The 16,348-nt window shown below is 53.2% G+C and carries 15 protein-coding genes; 2 read left to right on the top strand and 13 right to left on the bottom strand.

The window, feature by feature from the left end; all coding sequences use genetic code 11:
• Positions 1 to 38: 38 nt before the first annotated feature.
• Positions 39 to 1,031 carry a helix-turn-helix transcriptional regulator gene (locus tag KFE80_00230; protein UTW45398.1) on the top strand — a complete coding sequence of 331 codons (993 nt, stop codon included), beginning with the start codon at positions 39 to 41 and terminating at the stop codon, positions 1,029 to 1,031.
• Between the two features lie 105 nt (positions 1,032 to 1,136).
• Here the strand turns inward: KFE80_00230 and guaA are convergent, their stop codons facing one another.
• Positions 1,137 to 2,714, bottom strand: coding sequence for a glutamine-hydrolyzing GMP synthase (guaA, locus tag KFE80_00225; protein ID UTW45397.1), 1,578 nt, complete (start codon positions 2,712 to 2,714; stop codon positions 1,137 to 1,139).
• Between the two features lie 148 nt (positions 2,715 to 2,862).
• A complete protein-coding gene (gene guaB / locus KFE80_00220; GenBank protein ID UTW45396.1) occupies positions 2,863 to 4,335 on the bottom strand; it encodes an IMP dehydrogenase in 1,473 nt (490 codons plus the stop codon).
• 222 nt (positions 4,336 to 4,557) lie between these two features.
• On the opposite strand from guaB, the gene xseA reads away from it, so the two are divergent.
• Positions 4,558 to 5,919, top strand: coding sequence for an exodeoxyribonuclease VII large subunit (gene xseA, locus KFE80_00215; protein UTW45395.1), 1,362 nt, complete (start codon positions 4,558 to 4,560; stop codon positions 5,917 to 5,919).
• 12 nt (positions 5,920 to 5,931) lie between these two features.
• Here the strand turns inward: xseA and KFE80_00210 are convergent, their stop codons facing one another.
• The 11 genes from KFE80_00210 to ndk form a co-directional block, all read right to left on the bottom strand.
• Positions 5,932 to 6,654, bottom strand: coding sequence for a DUF481 domain-containing protein (locus KFE80_00210; GenBank protein ID UTW45394.1), 723 nt, complete (start codon positions 6,652 to 6,654; stop codon positions 5,932 to 5,934).
• 31 nt (positions 6,655 to 6,685) lie between these two features.
• Positions 6,686 to 7,435: a DUF481 domain-containing protein gene (locus tag KFE80_00205; protein ID UTW45393.1), complete on the bottom strand. Its 750-nt coding sequence runs from the start codon at positions 7,433 to 7,435 to the stop codon at positions 6,686 to 6,688.
• Positions 7,436 to 7,454: 19 nt separating this feature from the next.
• Complete coding sequence (der, locus tag KFE80_00200) at positions 7,455 to 8,858, bottom strand: ribosome biogenesis GTPase Der (GenBank protein ID UTW45392.1); 1,404 nt, start codon at positions 8,856 to 8,858, stop codon at positions 7,455 to 7,457.
• 126 nt (positions 8,859 to 8,984) lie between these two features.
• Positions 8,985 to 10,139 carry an outer membrane protein assembly factor BamB gene (gene bamB / locus KFE80_00195; GenBank protein ID UTW45391.1) on the bottom strand — a complete coding sequence of 385 codons (1,155 nt, stop codon included), beginning with the start codon at positions 10,137 to 10,139 and terminating at the stop codon, positions 8,985 to 8,987.
• 29 nt (positions 10,140 to 10,168) lie between these two features.
• On the bottom strand, positions 10,169 to 10,864 hold the full coding sequence (locus tag KFE80_00190) for a tetratricopeptide repeat protein (protein UTW45390.1): 696 nt from the start codon (positions 10,862 to 10,864) through the stop codon (positions 10,169 to 10,171).
• 40 nt (positions 10,865 to 10,904) lie between these two features.
• A complete protein-coding gene (hisS, locus tag KFE80_00185; protein ID UTW45389.1) occupies positions 10,905 to 12,182 on the bottom strand; it encodes a histidine--tRNA ligase in 1,278 nt (425 codons plus the stop codon).
• A 47-nt stretch (positions 12,183 to 12,229) separates the two neighbouring features.
• A complete protein-coding gene (ispG, locus tag KFE80_00180; GenBank protein ID UTW45388.1) occupies positions 12,230 to 13,348 on the bottom strand; it encodes a flavodoxin-dependent (E)-4-hydroxy-3-methylbut-2-enyl-diphosphate synthase in 1,119 nt (372 codons plus the stop codon).
• Positions 13,349 to 13,359: 11 nt separating this feature from the next.
• Positions 13,360 to 13,785 carry a helix-turn-helix domain-containing protein gene (locus KFE80_00175; protein UTW45387.1) on the bottom strand — a complete coding sequence of 142 codons (426 nt, stop codon included), beginning with the start codon at positions 13,783 to 13,785 and terminating at the stop codon, positions 13,360 to 13,362.
• 34 nt (positions 13,786 to 13,819) lie between these two features.
• Positions 13,820 to 14,593, bottom strand: coding sequence for a type IV pilus biogenesis/stability protein PilW (gene pilW, locus KFE80_00170; GenBank protein ID UTW45386.1), 774 nt, complete (start codon positions 14,591 to 14,593; stop codon positions 13,820 to 13,822).
• Positions 14,594 to 14,619: 26 nt separating this feature from the next.
• Positions 14,620 to 15,756 carry a 23S rRNA (adenine(2503)-C(2))-methyltransferase RlmN gene (rlmN, locus tag KFE80_00165; protein ID UTW46557.1) on the bottom strand — a complete coding sequence of 379 codons (1,137 nt, stop codon included), beginning with the start codon at positions 15,754 to 15,756 and terminating at the stop codon, positions 14,620 to 14,622.
• A gap of 45 nt (positions 15,757 to 15,801) precedes the next feature.
• Positions 15,802 to 16,227, bottom strand: a complete 426-nt coding sequence (ndk, locus tag KFE80_00160) for a nucleoside-diphosphate kinase (protein ID UTW45385.1) — start codon at positions 16,225 to 16,227, stop codon at positions 15,802 to 15,804.
• Between the last annotated feature and the right edge of the window lie 121 nt (positions 16,228 to 16,348).

The following is a 16,348-nucleotide window of genomic DNA, read 5'->3' as shown; positions in this document are numbered from 1 at the left end:
CTAATCTTGTTGCCATCACCACATACGGAGAAACCGCAATGATATTAGCAGACAAGATTACCAAGCTACGCAAACAGCTCAGCTGGTCACAGGAAGAATTGGCTGAAAAAATGGGTGTATCCCGGCAATCGGTATCGAAATGGGAAAGTACTCAGAGCATTCCCGACTTAAACAAAATCATCAAAATGGCAGATATTTTCGGAGTTTCTACCGACTTCCTTTTAAAAGACGAGCTGGAAGCCGCCGAATTTACCGAAGGCGATAAAGACACGAATACTCGCCAAATCGGCCTTGAGCAGAGCCTGGAGTATGTAAGCACCAAATTGGCGATGGCTGGGTTAACTGTCAAAGGCGTCGCTCTTTGCGTATGCTCCCCGACTCCGCTGATCTTTCTATTCGCCATGGAGGCTGCAGGGCAATTCAACCTATCGTCAGGTATGGTCGCAGCGCTTGGTATTGTGGCGCTTCTGATCATGGTGTCCATCGCCATCAGCTTTTTTGTGCGCCTCAATCAGCATGAGTTCGATATAGCCTCAATTGAGAATAACCGGTTTGAGCTGTCTTACGGCGTTCATAGTGTATTGACAGAAAAGCGGCAACACTTCCAGCCGACTTACAACAGGAAGTTATCTTTTGGTATCGCACTGTTTATTGGCAGTATTGTTCCCTTTATGCTGGTCGCCATCTTGTCAGGTAGCCCGGATAAGACCTTGCTGATGCTGATTGTTATGTTCCTGATGATCACCGCAGGCCTTTTTCTAGTTATACCGGCCTCGGCACAACTGGAAGCCTACGACTTGCTATTGAGCGAAGGGGATCGTGACGCCGGGAAAAGCGAACATACCAAAAACGCTGAAAAACTAGCCTCATTCTACTGGCCACTTTTAATTGCTATTTATCTGGGGTGGAGTTTGTGGACGATGAACTGGGGCATTACATGGATCGTTTTCCCGGTGGGCGCAGTGACCTTTGCAGCACTGGTGGGCCTGATGGGATTGTTGAAGAAAGATGATGGACGACAAGCGAGTTAAGGCGCTTCAACCTAAACAAAAACAATATCGCCGTCTTAAAAATGACAAGACCCAGCAATTTTGCTGGGTCTTGTATGTTGCGTTTATTGTTACCGGGCAGGGCTTTTATTCCCACTCAATAGTCGCCGGTGGCTTGCTCGACACATCGTAAGTTACCCGCGAAATACCGGAAATTTCGTTGATAATACGGTTGGATACTTTCTCGATAAATTCATAGGGCAAGTGCGCCCAACGGGCAGTCATAAAATCGATAGTTTCTACAGCACGCAGTGCGACTACGTATTCATAGCGGCGAGCGTCGCCCACAACACCGACCGATTTCACCGGTAGAAACACGGCGAACGCCTGGCTGGTTTTGTGGTACAGATCGTTTTTGTAAAGCTCTTCAATAAAAATGGCATCCGCTTCGCGAAGCAGGTCGGCGTATTCTTTTTTCACTTCACCGAGAATACGCACCCCCAAACCGGGGCCTGGGAATGGATGGCGATAGACCATATCGTAGGGCAAACCCAGCTCCAGACCGATTTTGCGTACTTCGTCCTTAAACAGTTCCCGCAATGGTTCTACCAGTTTGAACTGCATATCCTCTGGTAGCCCACCGACATTGTGATGTGACTTAATCACATGAGCTTTGCCGGTTTTGGAAGCGGCAGACTCAATCACATCCGGGTAGATGGTGCCCTGCGCCAGCCAATTCACGTCTTGCAGCTTGGTGGCTTCGGCGTCGAAAACATCGATAAAGGTATTACCGATAATTTTGCGTTTTTTCTCCGGGTCCGCTTCGGCGGCCAGTTTGCCCAGGAACAAATCTTCCGCATCGGCGCGAATCACCCGTACACCCATATTTTTGGCGAACATATCCATCACCTGATCGCCTTCGTTTTTGCGCAACAGACCGTTGTCCACAAACACGCAGGTCAGCTGATCGCCAATGGCTTTGTGGAGCATCGCCGCAACCACCGAGGAGTCGACGCCACCAGAAAGACCCAGCAAAACTTTGTCAGTGCCTACCTGCTCACGAATCGTGGCGATAGCATCTTCAATAATATTGGCCGGTGTCCACAAGGCTTCACAACCACAAATACCCAGAGCAAAATGCTCGAACATGCGCACACCCTGCAAGGTGTGCGTTACTTCAGGATGGAATTGGATGCCATAAAATTGTTTTTCTTCATTGGCAATGGCAGCAATGGGGCAAGTGTCGGTCGAGCCCACCAAGGTAAACCCCTCTGGCATTTCTACCACTTTATCGCCGTGGCTCATCCACACATCCAACAATGAAGCACCCGTGTCGCTACAAACGTGATCTTTTATGTCATGAAACAGGCGAGTATCGCTTTCAATTTTTACTTGGGCGTAACCGAATTCATGTATGTCGGAACTGTGAACTTTGCCGCCAAACTGCTCTGCCATAGTTTGCATGCCATAGCAGATGCCCAATACCGGCAAACCCAGAGAGAAGACACACTCGGGGGCCCGTGGTGAATTGTCGGCATGCACGGACTCTGGGCTACCGGACAAAATAATGCCCCTGGGGTTAAATTCGCGGATTTCTTCCTCGGTAATATCCCAAGCGCGAATTTCAGAGAACACACCCACTTCACGAATGCGACGGGCGATTAGCTGGGTATATTGGGAACCAAAGTCTAAGATAAGAATTTTTTGGTCGTGGATATTGGTCATTGTTGTGCCTTGGTAAATCGCTCTGAAAACAAACTCGTTTGTTTCAACAGCGTCAAAATATATTAAGGTCTGGGTGGATAACTGGCCTCTGGCCAGTAACTAAAAACACAACGGGGCCAACAGGCCCCGTCACTTGTTCAAGTGAAAATCAACGCCCCCCCACCGGGTAATTGGGCGCCTCTTTGGTAATTTGCACATCGTGCACATGGCTCTCGCCCATGCCGGCAGCGGTGACGCGCACAAAGCGCGGTTTGGTGCGCATTACATCCAGGTTTTCACTGCCGGTGTACCCCATGGCAGAGCGCACACCGCCCATCATCTGGTGAATAATATTCGCCACCGGGCCTTTGTACGGTACGCGACCTTCAATGCCCTCTGGCACCAGTTTTTCGGTACCGGCACTGGCGTCCTGGAAGTAGCGATCGCTGGAACCCTGGGTACGGGCCATGGCACCCAGCGAGCCCATACCGCGGTAGGACTTGTAGGAGCGCCCCTGATACAGCTCGATTTCGCCAGGGGCCTCTTCGGTGCCAGCAAACACCGAGCCCATCATAATGGCGTGGGCGCCGGCCACGATGGCTTTGGCAATATCACCGGAAAAGCGAATACCACCGTCGGCAATCAGGGGAATATCCCAATCCTGCAGGGCGGTAGCAACTTCGTTAATGGCCGAAATTTGCGGCACGCCGACGCCGGAAACAATGCGCGTGGTACAGATGGAGCCAGGGCCAATGCCCACTTTTACGCCATCGGCGCCAGCTTCCGCCAACGCCAGGGCGGCTTCACCGGTAGCGATATTGCCGCCAATCACCTGAATGTGTGGGTAGAGGCTTTTGATACGGGCAACCCGGTCAATCACATTTTTTGAGTGACCGTGAGCGGTATCCACCACCAGCACATCAACACCGGCGGCCACCAGGGCAGAAACACGGTCGTCGGTGTCCGGGCTGGTACCCACAGACGCCCCCACCCGCAGGCGACCCTGGTCGTCTTTGCAGGCATTGGGAAATTTTTCCGCCTTGTCGATATCCTTCACGGTAATCAGGCCACAGAGCTCAAAGTCGTCGTTAACAACCAGCACTCTTTCTATACGGTGTTTGTGCAGCAGTGCGCGAACTTCATCCGCAGGGGCACCTTCCTTAACGGTTACCAACTTGTCTTTGGGGGTCATAATGTCACCGACCGTGGCGTCCATATTGGGCTCAAAGCGCACATCCCGGCGGGTGACAATACCCACCAGCTCACCGTTGTCCAACACCGGAACACCAGAGATGTTTTTCTTGCCGGTGAGTGCCACCAATTCCTGAATGGTGGCCGTGGAATCGATCGTAAACGGGTCTTTAACCACACCGCTTTCGTACTTTTTGACCGCACGCACCTGGGCGGCCTGATCCTCAATGGACATGCTTTTGTGAACAATGCCAATACCGCCCTCCTGGGCGATGGCGATGGCCAGGCGCGATTCCGTCACCGTATCCATGGCGGCGGACACCAGCGGGATATTGAGTTCAATATCGCGAGTGAGGCGGGTTTTCAGGCTGACGTCTTTGGCCGTTACCTCGGAATAACCGGGAACCAGTAAAACATCATCGAAGGTAAGGGCTTCAGTGAGGGTGTGCAAGGCGCTTCTCCAGACAGTTGGAAGTGGGCTTGTTTTAAGGGTCAATGGAAAAACCGCGCATTATAGGTTTTTTTGTTCCTGAGAGATAGGGCGTTTTGGTTAAATCAACTTCCGATTTGCAATCGCCTTTTTACGCACTGAATACCCGCTACGGGCAGCGAGCTACGGGCTTCGTGCAGTCTGCGCGTAGCTCGTAGCTCGTAGCTCTTATACAATCCCTCCATGACCGAAGACATTGCAAAAACTGTTTATTCCATATCCCAACTCAACCGCAAGGTTCGCCAGCTACTGGAAACTCACCTGCCGCTGATATGGGTGGAGGGGGAGATATCGAATTTTGCCTGCCCGGCCTCCGGGCATTGGTACTTCAGCTTAAAAGACGACAACGCCCAGGTGCGTTGCGCCATGTTTCGCAACCGCAACAATCGGGTCCGGCTCCCCTCTGGCAACCGCCCCGATAACGGACTTCAGGTACTGCTGCGTTGCCGGGTTAGCTTGTACGAAGGCCGCGGCGAATTTCAGCTGATTGTTGAACACATGGAAGAAGCTGGCTTGGGGGCACTGCAACGCCGCTTCGAGCAACTGAAGCATCGATTGGCCGCAGAAAAGCTGTTTGACGACAGCCACAAGCAAGCGCTACCCAGTATCCCCAGCCGTATTGGCGTGGTTACCTCTCCGACCGGAGCGGCCATTCACGATGTTTTGCAGGTTCTCGAGCGGCGCTTCCCATCCATTCCCATCACTGTTTACCCCACTGCGGTTCAAGGTCAGGAGGCCATTGCAGGCATTGCTAAAGCCATTGAACTGGCCAATAGGCACAATCACTGCGACGTATTGATTGTGGGCCGTGGCGGAGGCTCTATGGAAGACTTGTGGGCGTTTAACGAAGAAGCGGTAGCACGAGCGATCTACGCCAGCGACATTCCCATTGTCAGTGCAGTGGGCCACGAAGTGGATACCACCATCGCAGATCTGGTGGCGGATCACCGGGCAGCGACGCCATCGGCGGCAGCCGAATTATTAAGCCCCAACCAACAAGAATTATCAGCCCGCGTTGGCAATCACAAACAACGCCTGTACAACGCAGCCAGCAGCCTTATCGGTACTCAGCAAAGACAGCTGCAACACTTGCAGAAGCGCTTGCGCCACCCCGGAGACAAGCTGCGTCAGCAAAGCCAGCACATCGATCATTTGGAAATGCGCCTACAGACGGCCATTGGCAACCAGCAGCACAAGCACCGATCAACACTGCAACGGTTAAGTAATGCTCTGACCCAGCTGCACCCTCAAAAAACCATCGACGCGCTAAAGCAGCGTAACCAATATCTGCAGCAGCGGCTGCAGGCTGCAGCTACCCATACAGTAAACAGCTGCCAGCAGCGGCTGACCAACACTGCACAGCTACTCAATGCCGTGAGCCCGCTTAACACTCTAAGGCGCGGCTACAGCATTACGTTTAACAGCAAAGAGGGGGTCGTAAAAAGTGTTGCAGAAGTGAGTACTGGTGAAACAGTGGTTACTCGACTACAGGACGGAGAGCTGCACTGCACTGTGGACAGCGTCAGTGACGGCTCTACGCCCTGAAAGAGCCAGGCTTTAAAACTTATAGTCCAGCGAGATCGCGGTCAGCGTGTCTTTCTTTTCTGTTCCCACCGGCACATCACTGTTGTTGCGCACCAGGTAGCTTACTTTCAAACCCAGGGTTGAGTTAATCGCCACCCGTGCGGCAATTTCGTTTTCCACAAAGGTATTGTCAGAAGCGGTTTCCACCCGGAAGTTGTTGCTCAATTCGGTGGTTGCCGTCGCTTGGTAGCCCCACTTGGCGCTGCCAACAAAGGTGGGCTCCGTGGTTTCGATACCAGTACCCTGCTCTTCACTGCGGCGGTAACCGGCACCGGCTTCCAGGTTCAGGGTGTGCCCTTCTTCCTTGATCACGTTCCAGCCCACACCACCACTGAGGGTAGTCTGCTTACGGAAGCCACCAAACTTGTCGTCGTTGTGACGCAAATTGCCAAAACCGTAATAGCTGTCGCCAAACTCACGGTTGGTCTGTACCTCAAACAAAACACTCTCTTTGGTGCGAACACTGTCTTCAGAGCTGCGAATGGCCTCAATCTTGAATTCATTGTGCCACTTCAAAAAGCTCTTATTGACCACTACTCGGGCAAGCAAGTTGTCGGTATCTGAGTTACCGGTAGAGCGGTTAAAGCCAAGCTCTGCAGCACCAGACCAACCTTCGGCATCTTCTTCAGCCAATACCGCTTGAGGTAAAGCCAGCAAGCAACTGGCCAGCAAAATAGGGGTAACGATTGTTTTCATAAGGGTAATTTCCTTTTCGTGCAGGTTTCATTCAAAACGCAAAGTCCAGAGACAGAGCCGTCAGTGTGTCTGTACCGTTGATACCTTGCTGAGCCTGACTGTTGTTACGCAGTCGATAACTGACTTTCAGGCCCAGGTCGGTGGTAATTTTCAAACGCAACGCGGTTTCCGATTCCACCAGGGTATTTTCCTCTCCCGCTTCAACCTTGAGGTTTTTCAACAGCTGAGTGGTGCCCGTCAGTTGGTATTGCCAGTCCAGCTTGCCACCCATGATCGCTTCCGATTGCGTCAATTGGGTGACTTGCTGCTGGCTGCGGCGTACACCAACGGCGCCCTCCAGAGATAGTTGACGACGTTCACCTCGAAACGGGCGCCAACCCAGCCCAGCAGATACACTCGCCTGAGAGGCAAACGGGCCAAACCGGTCGTCCATATAACGAATATTGGCAAACGCGTAGCGGCTGGAGCTAAAGCGGTACCCGGCTTGACCCTCTACGGTGGCAGTTTGGCGATTTTTGAGGCCATCGCGAGAGCTCACCACCAGATCAAGTTTGAAGTCTGACTCCCACTGCCGGCCATCCCGGCGCAACCGCAGTGCCCCCAGCAAGTTATCTACCCGACTGTTACCGGTTGAACGGTTAAAACCCAAACTGCGCTCGCCATACCACTGATACAGCTTTTGCTCATCTGCGCTGTCAGCCGCTGCTGGGTTTACCGCGCCAGCAAAGGGGACCATTCCCAATACCATCACCAACAAACTCAACGCCTGTTGAATATTCATAGTTTTTCGCCTTAGAGCGCTATTTCTTATTGCGAGCCTGTTTGGATTTTTCCAGGCGACGTTTTTTAGCGGCCTGCCGATCAGACAGCGCCTTCTTATCGCCGTATGGATTGTCACCACCCCTAAATTCAATACGTACTGGTGTACCCTGTAAATCCAGCGCCTGGCGGAATGTTTTTTCCAAATAGCGCACGTAATTGTTGGGTACGTGATCGGTCTGATTACCATGAATCACAATCAAAGGGGGGTTTTGGCCACCGCTGTGGGCGTAGCGCAATTTGATGCGTCGCCCCTGAACCATGGGCGGCTGGTGCTGTGCCACCGCGTCTTCAAGAATTCGGGTTAACCAGGAGGTAGACAGCTTATCGGTGGCCGACGCGTACGCATTTTCAATAGATTCATACAGATTGCCCACACCGCTGCCGTGCAGTGCGGAAATAAAATGGGTGTCGGCAAAATCCGCAAATCGCAGGCGGCGTTTCAGCTCTTTCTTGATCGATTCTTTCTGATCCGCGTCCAGGCCATCCCACTTGTTGACCGCCACCACCAGCGCGCGACCGGCGTTGAGCACATGGCCCATCATATGCAAATCTTGATCCACCAGACCCTCACTGGCATCGATCAGCAATACCGCCACATTGGCGTCTTCAATGGCCTGCAAGGTTTTGACGATGGAAAATTTTTCCACCGCCAGCTTGACGTTTTTGCGGCGGCGAATACCGGCGGTATCGATCAGTGTATAGGGTTTGTCGTGGCGTTCGTAATCGATATAAATGCTGTCTCGAGTGGTACCCGGCATATCAAACACCACCACTCGATCCTCACCGAGTAGTCGATTAACCAAGGTGGACTTACCCACATTAGGGCGCCCCACTACAGCAATTTTGATACCCCGCGACGCTTCCTCTTCCGCGTCCGCTTCCTCTTCTTGAGCAAAGGGCTGTAACACCTGCTCCATCATGGTTTTGACGCCACGGCCGTGAGTGGCGGTGGTGGGGAATACGGTTTCAAACCCCAGTTCGTAAAACTCCGCCATGGCCACATCCGGGTTCACACCGTCGATTTTGTTGGCCACCAGCAACGCTTTGCGCCCCTTGTTGCGCAAGTGCTCGGCAATCAGGCGATCCGCAGATGTCAGCCCGGCGCGGCTGTCCACCACAAACAACACCACGTCTGCTTCGTCCATAGCCTGCAGGGATTGCCCGGCCATTACTGAGTCGATGCCCTCTTCATCGCCGCTGATACCGCCGGTATCAATCAGCATAAAGCGCTTGCCGCCCAATTGACCCTCACCGTATTTGCGGTCACGGGTAAGCCCCGAGTAGTCCGCCACCAATGCATCTCGGGTTTTGGTCAATCGGTTAAAAAGCGTGGATTTACCCACATTGGGGCGCCCCACCAGGGCAATTACGGGGAGTTTCACGGTGGCCTCAGAGAGTAATTATCGGCAACAAAAAATGGCCGCCTGCTTATTTTTCGGAAAAAAAGCGGCGGCCATTCTAACAGAAGAGTATTGTATGCACTTGTAAAAAGTGTGCGACTTTTGCGTTTACTTGGGGGCCACTTGATAACAGGTTAAGGTGCCGCCGTGATCTTGAATATAAAGGCGATCACCACTGCCAATCATCGGCACGCGAATGCCACTGCCATCCACTTTTTTACGGCCCACAAAACGGCCATCGCTGGGGTCGAGCAGATGCAAATAACCTTTGGCATCACCAACTGCCACATAACCGGCCACCACCGCCGGAGCACTCAGGCTGCGCAGAGTTAGCTGGTCATTTTCCCACAGCGGCTGCAAACCTGGGGAGCGCAGCCCGCGCACATAATCCCCTTCTTCAACCACAAAAGCGCGGCTACCCGACACCGCCGGGCCATGGAGACTGGAGCTGTTTTGGCTGCCCAATTCTGTGCCTCGGCTGCGGCTCAACGCCACCGCTTTGCCCTGGTAAGAGGTGGCGTACAAAACCTGACCATCGACGGCAATCTCGCCATCCACATCGCTCAGTTTTTCCAGCTCAGAGCGCCCCCTTGGGTTGGAAATACGGTTTTCCCACAGCAGAGAACCGCTGTCTGCGTCCAAAGCCAAAACCTTGCCATCTGCCGTGCCAATAATCGCCACATCGCGAATCAGCAGCGGCGAACTGGTGCCGTAATTGGTCAGCGGCGGGGTTTGTGTCTGGTATTCCCACTGCTGCTCACCGGTGTCAGCAGACAGCATGACCACGTTGCCGTCTTTGGTTTGCACCACTACTCGCTGCTCATCACCACTGGCGGCAGACAACACCTCACTGCTCAGATTTACCTGCCACTGTTGGATACCATCACTGGCATTAAGGGCAAAAAAACGACCTTCTACATCGCCCACATACACCTGGGAACCACCAAAGCCAACACCGCCGGACAAACCGCGGTTCACTTTGGCGCGCCATAGGCGCTTGCCGCTGTCCGCATTAAAAGCAGACACCCGGCCCTTGCCACTGGCGGCGTAAATAACACCGTCGCGCAACACTGGGCGCATACCATTCAGGTATTTATTGTGGGTGCCGCCCACCCCCTGGCTCCACTGGCGCTTGATGGTCACTTCAGCATCAAATTTGGTCAGCTTGGCCGGTTTCTCTTTTTCATCGTTAGAGCTACAGGCTGCCAATGCGATCAATAATGCGGCAGCGGCCAAACGTTTCAGTACGGTGGTGGATACCATGGGTAGTTCCGCTAATCTTGGAGGTTAAATTAAGAGTTATCAGCTGACGGGGTGACTTCTGTGTCATCGGATTGCGCATCGGCAGGTGTCACCCGATTGAGTTTGAGCGTCAGCAACTGGCTATCGCCGGAATTAGGAGCCTTACCATTCAAGGCTTCTTGATAGGCCACACGGGCCGCCTCGGTATCCCCTTTTTGCATATAAATATCACCACGCAGCTCGGCATAGGCCGCTGCCATATCACTGTTTTCCGCAAGTTGCAGCAACTCCAGAGCACTGTCCAGATTACCACGTGTCACCTCCACCCGAGCCAGTCGCAACTGAGCAATGGTTTTCAAACCGGTGTCGTCGGAACCGTCCAGCACGTATTGCAGTTCATTGGCTGCTCGGTCGTAATCCGCTTCGTCAAAGGCCAACTTGGCCAACATCAATGCAGCGTACCAGCCGTACTGGCTGCCTTCAGCTTGAGACTTGAGAGCATGGCTTTTGCTCAGCAAGTCACTGCGTTGTTTGTCGTTGAGGCTACTGGCCTGAGCCAACTCCTGCACCTGGCTGTAAAGCAGGGAATTACTTTCCCGCTGCCCCTGTTGCTGCTGGTTCCACTGCTGCAATCCCCACCAGGCGGCAACACCCACCACGACGGCAACAATAGTGGTGCGGCCATTGCGTTGCCACCAACGCTTGAGGGCTTCTACCTGTTCTTCTTCTGACAAATGTGCGCTCACACTAACTCCTAAACCTTTCCTAAAATCAAATCTTTAATATTCAACGCTTGAAATAGCTACTCAGTAACCCGCCGATCTCATCGCTGGCTAAGGTTTCCTGAGGGCGCTGCTCGCGCAGGTATTTTACCGCCACGGTATCCGCCGCCACTTCGTCTTCACCGAGAATCAAAGCCACGGGAGCACCGCTTTTGTCGGCCTTTTTCATCTGGCTTTTAAAGCTGCCACCACCGCTGTGACACTGGATATGCAGTGACGGGCAGGCACTGCGCAATTGCTCCGCAAGAGTCAGTGCAGCCACCTGAACGTCGCCAACCGCAGTCAGGTACACATCCAAATTTTGGCCGATACTATCCGGCACCACTTCGAGGGCGTCAAGCATCAATACCAAACGCTCTACACCCATACCAAAACCAACTGCTGGAGTGGGCTTACCACCCAACTGTTCCACCAGACCATCGTAACGTCCACCACCGCAAATGGTGCCCTGGGCACCGAGGCTATCGGTAACCCATTCAAAAACGGTGCGGCTGTAGTAATCGAGCCCCCGCACAAGGCGCGGATTCACTTCGTAGGCAACACCGGCAGCATCGAGTATCTGGCACAGTCGGGCAAAGTGCTCGCGGGACTCGTCGTCCATGTAGTCCTGCAAACTGGGAGCCGCCTCCAGCAGTTCCGCCATAGCCGGGTTTTTGCTGTCGAGGATGCGCAACGGATTGGTTTGCAAACGCCGTTGGCTGTCGGCGTCCAGTTGATCGCTGTTTTGGGTCAGATAATCCACCAGAGCAGCGCGGTGGCGCGCCCGGGATTCAGAGGTACCCAAGGAGTTCAGCTGCAAAGTCACTTTGTCGGCAATGCCTAACTGTCGCCACAGGCGGGCGGTCATCAGTAAAATTTCAGCGTCGATGTCCGGCCCTTCCAGGCCAAATACCTCTACCCCAAACTGGTGAAATTGACGCAACCGGCCTTTTTGTGGCTTCTCGTAGCGAAACATTGGCCCCAGGTACCACAAGCGCTGGGTCTGGTTGTGCAACAGGCCGTGTTGTTCACAGGCGCGCACCACACCAGCGGTACCTTCCGGGCGCAGGGATACCTGCTCACCGCCCAGAGTTTCAAACGCGTACATCTCTTTTTCGACAATATCGGTAACCTCACCGATAGAGCGTTTGAACAGATCAATTTGTTCCACCAGTGGGGTGCGCACTTCGTTATAGCCGTATTGGGCAAACAATGTGCGTACGGTGGATTCCAGATACTGCCAGCTGGGCGAATCGGTGGGCAGCAGGTCATTCATGCCCCGCAGAGATTGGATTTTTTTCAACTTGAGTTCCGTAAAATAGGTATCGTGCGCGATGCTCTCAGCGGGTATCAGGAATCTGAGCGGGCAATAATTTGTTCGTTTTCTGCTGCCTTGGCAGCGGCTTTGTCGCGAATCAGTTTTTCCAGATTGTCCACCAGGTTGTCCTGGCCAATCTTGTGATCCGGTTTACCGTCGATATACACCAGGTTACTGGGGGAAGCGCCGGTTAAACCTAGGTCGGCTTCTTTGGCCTCACCGGGGCCGTTGACGATACAGCCAATCACCGCCACGTCCATGGGTGTGGTAACATCTTCCAAGCGGGTTTCCAGCTCGTTCATGGTTTTTACCACATCGAAATTCTGCCGGGAGCAGCTGGGGCAAGCCACAAAGTTGATGCCTTTCGAGCGCAGGCGCAGGCTTTTCAGCATATCCCAAGCTACCCGAACTTCTTCCACCGGATCGGCGGCCAGCGATACGCGCATGGTGTCGCCAATACCGTCCATCAACAGCATGCCCAGGCCAATAGAGGATTTGACCGCACCGGAGCGAAAACCACCGGCTTCGGTAATACCCAGGTGCAAGGGCTGTTCAATTTTGTCAGATAATTTACGATAGGCCCCCACCGCCATAAAAATATCTGACGCCTTAACGCTGACTTTAAAGTCCTGAAAGTCCAGGCGGTCAAGGATGTCCACATGACGCATGGCAGATTCCACCAAGGCATCCGGTGTGGGCTCTCCGTATTTGCGTTGCAGGTCTTTTTCCAGAGAACCTGCATTAACACCGATACGCAGTGGAATATTGAGGTCGCGGGCCTTGTCGATCACCGCCCTCACCTTATGTTCGCGGCCAATATTACCGGGATTAATACGCAGGCAATCCACTCCCAGGTCGGCCACCCGCAGGGCAATGTTGTGATCGAAGTGAATATCAGCAACCAGTGGTACCGACACTTGCTTGCGAATTTCACCAAACGCTTCTGCGGCATCCATGGAGGGTACCGATACCCGCACAATGTCGGCACCAGCTTCATGAATAGCGTTAACCTGAGCCACTGTGGCCGCCACATCGGTGGTTTCGGTGTTGGTCATGCTCTGCACCGAAATGGGGGCGCCGCCACCCACGGGTACATCACCCACCATAATCTGCCGGGTTTTGCGTCGTACAATTGGGGATTCAAACTGCATGAATGACCACTCTATCTACTCAGCCACCATAGGGCTGTTAAAACCGTTAACACCACGCCGACAATCAGCCAGGCCAGTGGCTTTTTCCACCAGGGCAACGCAGCTTTGCGCTCAAGAGGCGCGCTATCACCATTTTCGGCATTTTTCACCTGCTGGCAGTAGTTGGTGTAGCTGTCCAGCACCGGTTGTTCATCAATTTCCAGCAAGCTGCAATAGCTGCGAATATAACCACGCACATACACATCTGTGGGCAAGCGTTCCAGGTCGTCACTTTCCAGGGCTTTTAATACGCCAATTCGAAAGCCTAATTCCCGGCAAACCTCATCTTCACTGAGGTTTTTCTGCCGCCGGGCCTTGCGCAACACAATGCCCGGCGTCCGCCAACTGTCACTACTCCCCTCCTTGTCACAATTCTGATCTTTATTATTATCTTGCATGTGATGCCCACAGGACGTGTACTAAATATCTACCCTACTGATTGTTGCGCCACTGTTGATAAGCGCGATTTTCTTTGGAGTTGGGAAACATTTTTTCCAATGCCAAACCGTAACTGTCTTCAGCATCGCGATTATTGCGACGATGCTCTACCCTCACCCCCAGCCATAAGCTTCGGGCGTTGAGCCTGGGCACCAGACGGCGATAGTTCCCCAAGTAAAAAGCACTGGAGTCGTAATGACCATCCAGATAATCGAGATCCGCCAGTTCGAGGTAAGCCTGCGCCATATTACCATTGAGGCGCACTGCTTTTTCGAAGGCACCGCGGGCACTACCGCCGTTATCTTGCTTGAGCTGTACTTGTCCGAGACTGACAAACGCCAATGCACGGTTGTTAAAGTTTACATCTTCGGTGACTTTCAGCAGCTGCCGCTCTGCATCCGGATAGCGTTGCTGTTCAACCAAAAACACCGCGTAATAAAAGCGCGCCCGAGTGTTATTGCCACCGCCTTTCAACGCTTTGCGAAAATGCGTCTCCGCCAGGTCAGTTTCCCCTTCCCGGTGGTAAATCAACGCATAACCGGTATTGGCCTGGGCGGAGTTGGGGTCAATGGCCAGCGCTTTGCCGAGATGAAAACGGGCTTTTTCCAAGTTGTTGCGGCCAATGTAGCGAAAGCCCAGATCAATCTGCTTTTCCACAACTTTCTTCTGGTCAACAGCCTCGACAGGCCCTCGCGAAGTGGACTCTTCCACCACACAACCGCTTATGGCTACTAACGCACAAAGTACCAACAAGCCCCGGATTTTCATGACAAACCTCTGTACTACCCCATTAATCAACGATCGACAATTCGCACAGCTTGAGTGGCATCGGCCTGCTGGCGATAGCGTTCACTGCGGCGGGTGCGATCATTCACCGTACCGGCTAGCTGGCCACAAGCGGCATCAATATCATCGCCACGGGTGGTGCGAACGGTCACAGTGTAGCCTGCCTTGTACAAAATATCCCGAAAGCGGTGCAGCGAGTTATTGCTGACCCGTTTGTAGTCGGACAGGCTGAACGGGTTAAAGGGTATCAGATTGATCTTGCAAGGCACATCCCGCATCAACTCGGCCAGCTGGCGAGCGTGTTCCGGGCGGTCATTCACCTGGTCGATCAAAGTGTACTCCACCGTCACTTTGCGGTGGGTATCGGGCATTTTTTCCAGATAGCGCTTGGTGGAATCCAGCAGCACAGCAATCGGGTACTTTTTGTTAATGGGTACCAGCTCGTTGCGCAATTCATCGTTGGGCGCGTGCAGGGAAATGGCCAAAGATACATCGGTGACATCGCCGAGTTTATCCAGTGCCGGCACCACACCAGACGTGCTTAATGTCACTCGGCGCTTCGACAAGCCATAGGCGTTGTCGTTAAGCATCAGATTCATGGAATCCACCACGTTGTCAAAATTGAGCAGCGGTTCACCCATGCCCATCATCACAACGTTAGTAACGGTACGATCCGCTTTGGCCTCCAGCTGGCCAAAAGATTTGGCGGCAATCCATACTTGACCAATGATTTCGGCGGCGGTGAGGTCGCGGTTAAAACCTTGCTTACCAGTGGCGCAGAAACTGCAATCCAGAGAGCAGCCCACCTGGGAAGACACGCACAAGGTTCCGCGATCACCATCGGGGATAAACACGGTTTCCACACAGCTGCCACCGGTGACACGGATCAGCCATTTTCGGGTGCCATCACTGGAATCCTGCTGGCTGACCACCTCTGGAGGACGGATTTCTGCGGTTTCTTCCAGCTTGGCGCGCAGCGCCTTGGAGAGATTGGTCATCTGCTCAAAGTTTTCTGCGCCAAGTTGGTGAATCCATTTCAACACCTGAGTGGCGCGAAACGGTTTCTCACCGATAGAAGCAAAAAAAGCCACCAGCTTTTCAGCAGAAAGCCCGAGAAGGTTAACCTTCTCGGGCTGCGCTGACATTTCTTTTACGGCATCGGGTGCCGTTGTATCAGACATCGTGCACTCTTAGCGTTCGCAGATCTCGTCTGCGTTAAAGAAGTAAGCGATTTCGCGAGCAGCGGATTCCGGGGAATCGGAACCGTGTACCGCGTTGGCGTCGATGGTTTCAGCAAAGTCGGCGCGAATAGTGCCAGCTTCGGCTTCCTGAGGATTGGTGGCACCCATCAGGTCACGGTTAGCGACAACCGCATTTTCACCTTCCAACACCTGCACAACCACAGGACCAGAAGTCATAAACTCGATCAGCGAAGGAAAGAAAGGACGCTCTTTGTGCTCGGCGTAAAAACCGCCAGCGGTTTCTTCATTGAGGCGTACCATTTTCATAGCGACGACTTTCAGGCCTGCCTTTTCAAAGCGAGCGTCGATTTCGCCAATCACGTTTTTGGCCACGGCGTCGGGCTTGATGATAGACAGAGTGCGTTGAACTGCCATGAGTTGCTTTCTCCAGAATAAACGTACTGTTAGGGAGTGACCGGCAAACTGCCAGCCCTTGAAAATCGGGGGCGAATTTTACTCTTCACAAGGCCCGGTGACAACCGTAAGCCAACAAACA

This window comes from bacterium SCSIO 12696 (assembly GCA_024397955.1).
Classification (GTDB): Bacteria; Pseudomonadota; Gammaproteobacteria; order Pseudomonadales; family Porticoccaceae; genus SCSIO-12696.
Note: the sequence above shows the minus strand (reverse complement) of the source record. Positions and strands in the feature narration are given on the sequence as shown.

What these genes read in the sequence shown, in the direction of transcription:
- KFE80_00175 (UTW45387.1), bottom strand. Translation starts at nt 13,785, where the DNA reads ATGCAAGATAATAATAAAGATCAGAATTGTGACAAGGAGGGGAGTAGT.
- rlmN (UTW46557.1), bottom strand. Translation starts at nt 15,756, where the DNA reads ATGTCAGCGCAGCCCGAGAAGGTTAACCTTCTCGGGCTTTCTGCTGAA.
- bamB (UTW45391.1), bottom strand. Translation starts at nt 10,139, where the DNA reads ATGGTATCCACCACCGTACTGAAACGTTTGGCCGCTGCCGCATTATTG.
- pilW (UTW45386.1), bottom strand. Translation starts at nt 14,593, where the DNA reads ATGAAAATCCGGGGCTTGTTGGTACTTTGTGCGTTAGTAGCCATAAGC.
- KFE80_00205 (UTW45393.1), bottom strand. Translation starts at nt 7,435, where the DNA reads ATGAATATTCAACAGGCGTTGAGTTTGTTGGTGATGGTATTGGGAATG.
- KFE80_00230 (UTW45398.1), top strand. Translation starts at nt 39, where the DNA reads ATGATATTAGCAGACAAGATTACCAAGCTACGCAAACAGCTCAGCTGG.
- ispG (UTW45388.1), bottom strand. Translation starts at nt 13,348, where the DNA reads ATGCAGTTTGAATCCCCAATTGTACGACGCAAAACCCGGCAGATTATG.
- KFE80_00210 (UTW45394.1), bottom strand. Translation starts at nt 6,654, where the DNA reads ATGAAAACAATCGTTACCCCTATTTTGCTGGCCAGTTGCTTGCTGGCT.
- guaA (UTW45397.1), bottom strand. Translation starts at nt 2,714, where the DNA reads ATGACCAATATCCACGACCAAAAAATTCTTATCTTAGACTTTGGTTCC.
- ndk (UTW45385.1), bottom strand. Translation starts at nt 16,227, where the DNA reads ATGGCAGTTCAACGCACTCTGTCTATCATCAAGCCCGACGCCGTGGCC.
- xseA (UTW45395.1), top strand. Translation starts at nt 4,558, where the DNA reads ATGACCGAAGACATTGCAAAAACTGTTTATTCCATATCCCAACTCAAC.